This window comes from Streptomyces sp. NPDC055078 (genome assembly GCF_053607985.1).
Map to the genome: position 1 here is coordinate 1 of NZ_JBSGUP010000664.1, position 4,497 is coordinate 4,497.

A 4,497-nucleotide genomic window follows, 5' to 3' on the forward strand; every position below is an offset into this window, starting at 1 on the left:
CCATCTGAGGCTGGGCCAGGGCCAGCCGTAACGGCACCGGGCCAGGGCCGGCCTCGGCCCCAGCCCTAGCCCCGGCCTTGGTCCCAGCCCTGGTCCCAGTTTTACCGGGCACACCACCCGGCGCACCGTCACGGGGCGTCTTCGTACGGGGGAGTCAGGAGTACGGGTAGAAACCGGAGCCCGACTTCCGGCCGAGGCGCCCCGCGTCCACCATGCGCTGGAGCAGCGGGGGAGCGGCGTACAGCGGCTCCTTGAACTCGGCGTACATCGAATCAGCCACCGAGGCGACGGTGTCCAGGCCGATCAGATCGGAGAGCTTCAGCGGGCCCATCGGATGGGCACAGCCCAGCTCCATGCCGTTGTCGATGTCCTCACGGCTGGCGATGCCCGACTCGAACATCCGGATCGCGGAGAGCAGATACGGGATGAGCAGCGCGTTCACCACAAAGCCCGAGCGGTCCTGGGCGCGGATGGCGTGCTTGCCCAGCAGCTGCTGCACCACGGCCTCGGAGCGTTTGATCGTCTCCTCGGACGTGGTGAGCGCCGGGATCAGCTCCACGAGCTTCTGCACCGGGGCCGGATTGAAGAAGTGAATGCCGATCACCTGGTCGGGCCGCGAGGTCGCGACCGCCAGCTTCACCAGCGGGATGGACGAGGTGTTGGAGGCGAGGATCGCGTCGGGGCGGGTGACCACCTGGTCGAGCACCTGGAAGATCTCGGTCTTGACCTGCTCGTTCTCCACGACGGCCTCGATGACGAGATCGCGGTCGGCGAACTCCCCCAGATCGGTGGTGAAGCTGAGCCGCTCCAGCGCGGAGTCCCGCTCCTCCTCGGTGATCTTCCCCCGTTCGGCGGCCTTCGTCAGGGAGTTGTGCAGCCGGGTGCGGCCGATCTCCAGGGCCTCGCCCGTGGTCTCCGCGACCCGCACCGCCAGGCCGCTGCGGGCGCACACCTCCGCGATGCCCGCGCCCATCTGGCCACAGCCCACCACTCCGACGCGTGCAATGTCGGCCATTGAGTCCGTCACCTCGTGCCTTTCGCTGATCCGGTTCGGCGTGCCTCCGTAAGGGTGCGGTGCCCGCCTCGACCCTCCGACGTTACTCCGGGCGCGGGTGTGGACGGTGGCCAGGGGCGGGCATGCTGTGCGGATACGGCGACCGGAACGCGACCGGAACGGCGACCGGAACGGCGATCGACCACGGCGACGGAGCGGAAGGACTCGGACGGACACATGGGGCGTATCAGCAGAAGAGGGTTTGTGGTGACGGCGGCGGGAGCGCTGGCCGCGATGACGACGGCGGGTGACGCGGCGGCCGGGCAGTCCAGGGCGCCGGAGCGGCGGCGTGCCGCGCGCCGGGAGTTCCGGGGGATGTGGCTGGCGACCGTCACCCACCGCGACTGGCCCTCCCGGGCGGGCCTCACGGCCGGGCAGCAGCGTACGGAACTCCTCGCCCACCTCGACACCGCCGTCGCCCGCCGGCTGAACACGGTCGTCTTCCAGGTCAGACCGGCCGCGGACGCGTTCTGGCCCTCCCCGTACGAACCCTGGTCGCAGTATCTGACCGGCACCCAGGGCGCCGACCCCGGCTGGGACCCGCTCGGCACCGCCGTGCGCGAGGCTCATGCGCGCGGCCTCGAACTGCACGCCTGGTTCAATCCCTACCGGGTCGCGGTCCACACCGACCCGTCCCGGCTGGTCGCGAACCACCCGGCGCGGCTGAATCCGGAGTGGGTCCTGCCGTACGGCGGGAAGCTGTACTACAACCCCGGCATCCCGGAGGTCCGCGCCTTCGTCCAGGACGCGATGCTCGACGCCGTTCGGCGCTACGACATCGACGCCGTCCACTTCGACGACTACTTCTACCCCTATCCGGTCGCGGGCCAGGTCTTCGACGACGACGCCACCTACGCCCGCTACGGCGCGGACTTCCCCGACAAGGCCGCCTGGCGGCGGGACAACATCGACCGGCTGGTGGCGGAGATGTCGGAGCGGATCGGGAAGGTCCGGGACGGTGTCCGGTTCGGTATCAGCCCCTTCGCCGTCTGGCGCAACGCCGCCACCGATCCGCGCGGCTCGGACACGCGGGCGGGTGTGCAGACGTACGACGATCTGCACGCCGACACCCGGAAGTGGGTGCGGGAGGGGTGGATCGACCATGTGGTGCCGCAGGTCTACTGGAACATCGGCTTCGCCGCCGCCGACTACGCCAAGCTGCTGCCCTGGTGGAGCGGTCTGGTCCGGGACACGGACGTCGACCTCTACATCGGTGAGGCCCTCTACAAGGCGGGCGACCCTGCCCAGCCCGCCGCCTGGCAGGACCCGGCAGAGCTGTCACGCCATCTCACGCTGGCACGGGATCACGCCGAGGTGCGCGGCCACTGCTTCTTCTCCGCCAAGGAGGTCACGGCGGACCGGAACGGGGCGATGGCCCGGGTGGTGGCCGACCACTACCGGGCCAGGGCGCGGCCACCGCGACGCTGACCGGGGCGGAGCCGAGCTGAGCGGTCCGGAGCGGGCCTGGCCGGAGCTGATCCGCACTGGGCCGGACCGGGCTGCGGGCCGGGCCGGGTCGGACTGCGGGCCGGGTCGGACCCGGCCGATGCCTGCCGACCGGTCCGGGTCCACTGGTCCGGGGCCCCTGCGGGTACGGGTTCGTCCGGGGCCGGTCATGCCTCATCCGGCCGCGGGGGCTCAGGGCCGCCCCCCGGCCGGCACTCGGTGTCGGGCGGTGATCAGGCCGGTTCGTGCGGCCTGACGACGGTGTCCGGTCCCGGGGACATCAGGCACTCGTGCCCGTCGTCCCGGAAGCGGACACGGTACGGAGGGGAGCCCTGCTGCCCCAGCACTTCGACGACTTCGGCGATCCGGTCGTGCTGACCCACGGTCCTGCCGTGCACCAGCAAGGTGTCGCCCACGCTCGCATGCATCGGGAGTGACCTCCTGGAAAGGGGGTGGTCGGTCCGTGTTTCCGAGTCTACGACCGCGCCGCCGCCCTGCACCCCGGCGCGGCACTCTGTCTCTCGGGTTCCGTCCTCAAACGCCGGACGGGCTGGATTCGCGCGCCCGGGTTGTCCGGTGGGGCTCCACGGAGGGGGCTGGGATCAACCGCGCCGCCCAGGGCTCAGGCGCGGGCCCGCTGGGTGAGCGCGATACAGATCAGGACCGCGATCGCGGCCACCGGCGCCGCCGGGGAGAGCCGTTCGCCCAGGAGGGTGACGGACCACACCAGCGTCAGCAGCGGCTGGGCGAGCTGGAGCTGGCTCGCCTTGGCGACACCGATCGCGGCCATCCCCCGGTACCAGAGGTACAGGCCGAGGAAGGTCGAGGCGATGGCGACCCAGACCAGCCCGGCCACGCCCTGTCCCGTCAGCCGGACCGGCTCCAGCGGCAGGGCCACCGCCGCTCCCACCGCGGCGAGCGGCAGACACAGGACCAGCGCCCAGCCCACCACCTGCCAGCCGGGCATGTGCTGTGCGAGGCGCCCGCCCTCGGTGTAACCGGCGGCGCAGACGATCAGCGCGCCGAGGAGACAGAGATCGCCGGACTGGAGCCGGCCGCCGCTCTCCGCCACCGTGAAGGTGATCACCACGGCGGCTCCGGCCACCGCCGCCGCCCAGAAGGCCCGGGAGGGACGGCGGCCGGTGCGCAGGGCAGCGAAGGCGGCGGTGGTCAGGGGCAGCAGCCCCACCACCACGGCGGCGTGGGAGGTGGTGGAGGTCTGGAGCGCCAGCGTGGTCAGCAGCGGGAACCCCACGACCACACCACCGCAGACGACCGCGAGCGGCCCCCAGTGGCGGCGCTCGGGCAGCCGCACCCGCAGGGCCAGCAGAAAGCCGCCCGCGACGAGGGCCGCCAGCACGGTCCGCAGGGAGACCAGCGACCAGGGCCCGAAGGACTCGAGTCCCCAGGCCGTGGACGGAAAGGTGAGCGAGAAGGCGACGACCCCCAGCGCGGCGAACAGGGTGCCCCGGCCGACCGCGGGTGGGGTGCTCACCGCTATCGCGGTGGTGCGAGTAGCGCTATCCTGTGCTGTCATGCATGAGCGTAGCAGTGTGGCTGAGCTGGCCAATTCGCTGAAGGGGGAGCTTGACCGCTACTCACCTGGTGGAAAGCTGCCGTCGAGCCGTGCGCTGGTCGAGCGGTACCGGGTGTCCCCGGTGACCGTCTCCCGCGCCCTCGCCCGGCTCACCGCCGAGGGCCTCGTCGTCACCCGCCCCGGCGCGGGGGCCTTCCGCGCCCCGGTCCGCCACCGGCCCGCCGCCCCCGGCGACACCTCCTGGCAGGAGGTCGCCCTCAGCGCTGATGTCTCCGCCGAGCAGGTGCCGCGAACCGTCGACGCCTCCGGGGTCCTTGTCACACTCGCCGCGCCACCGCCGGGCGTGATCGAGTTCAACGGCGGCTATCTGCACCACACGCTCCAGCCGGAGCGGGCGATGGCCGCCGCGCTCGCCCGCGCCGGGCGCCGGCCCGGCGCCTGGGGACGGCCGCCGTCCGAC

At 72.3% G+C, this 4,497-nt stretch carries 5 protein-coding genes; 2 read left to right on the top strand and 3 right to left on the bottom strand.

Features of this window, described 5'->3' with window-relative positions:
* Window positions 1-154 precede the first annotated feature (154 nt).
* On the bottom strand, window positions 155-1,015 hold the full coding sequence (locus tag ACWF94_RS34365) for a 3-hydroxybutyryl-CoA dehydrogenase (RefSeq protein ID WP_453497745.1): 861 nt from the start codon (window positions 1,013-1,015) through the stop codon (window positions 155-157).
* Between the two features lie 216 nt (window positions 1,016-1,231).
* Here ACWF94_RS34365 and ACWF94_RS34370 point away from each other — a divergent pair, with 216 nt between their 5' ends.
* Entirely contained in the window at window positions 1,232-2,482 is a 1,251-nt protein-coding gene (locus ACWF94_RS34370) for a glycoside hydrolase family 10 protein (protein ID WP_453497748.1), read from the top strand.
* Window positions 2,483-2,733: 251 nt separating this feature from the next.
* Here ACWF94_RS34370 and ACWF94_RS34375 read toward each other — a convergent pair whose 3' ends face one another.
* Together ACWF94_RS34375 and ACWF94_RS34380 are read right to left on the bottom strand one after the other, a co-directional pair.
* Window positions 2,734-2,928 carry a DUF1918 domain-containing protein gene (locus tag ACWF94_RS34375; RefSeq protein WP_453497750.1) on the bottom strand — a complete coding sequence of 65 codons (195 nt, stop codon included), beginning with the start codon at window positions 2,926-2,928 and terminating at the stop codon, window positions 2,734-2,736.
* A gap of 194 nt (window positions 2,929-3,122) precedes the next feature.
* Window positions 3,123-4,037, bottom strand: a complete 915-nt coding sequence (locus tag ACWF94_RS34380) for a DMT family transporter (RefSeq protein WP_453497753.1) — start codon at window positions 4,035-4,037, stop codon at window positions 3,123-3,125.
* On the opposite strand from ACWF94_RS34380, the gene ACWF94_RS34385 reads away from it, so the two are divergent.
* On the top strand, window positions 4,036-4,497 hold a 462-nt coding region (locus tag ACWF94_RS34385), incomplete at its 3' end, for a GntR family transcriptional regulator (protein ID WP_453497756.1). The two genes, ACWF94_RS34380 and ACWF94_RS34385, sit on opposite strands and share 2 nt — an antisense overlap.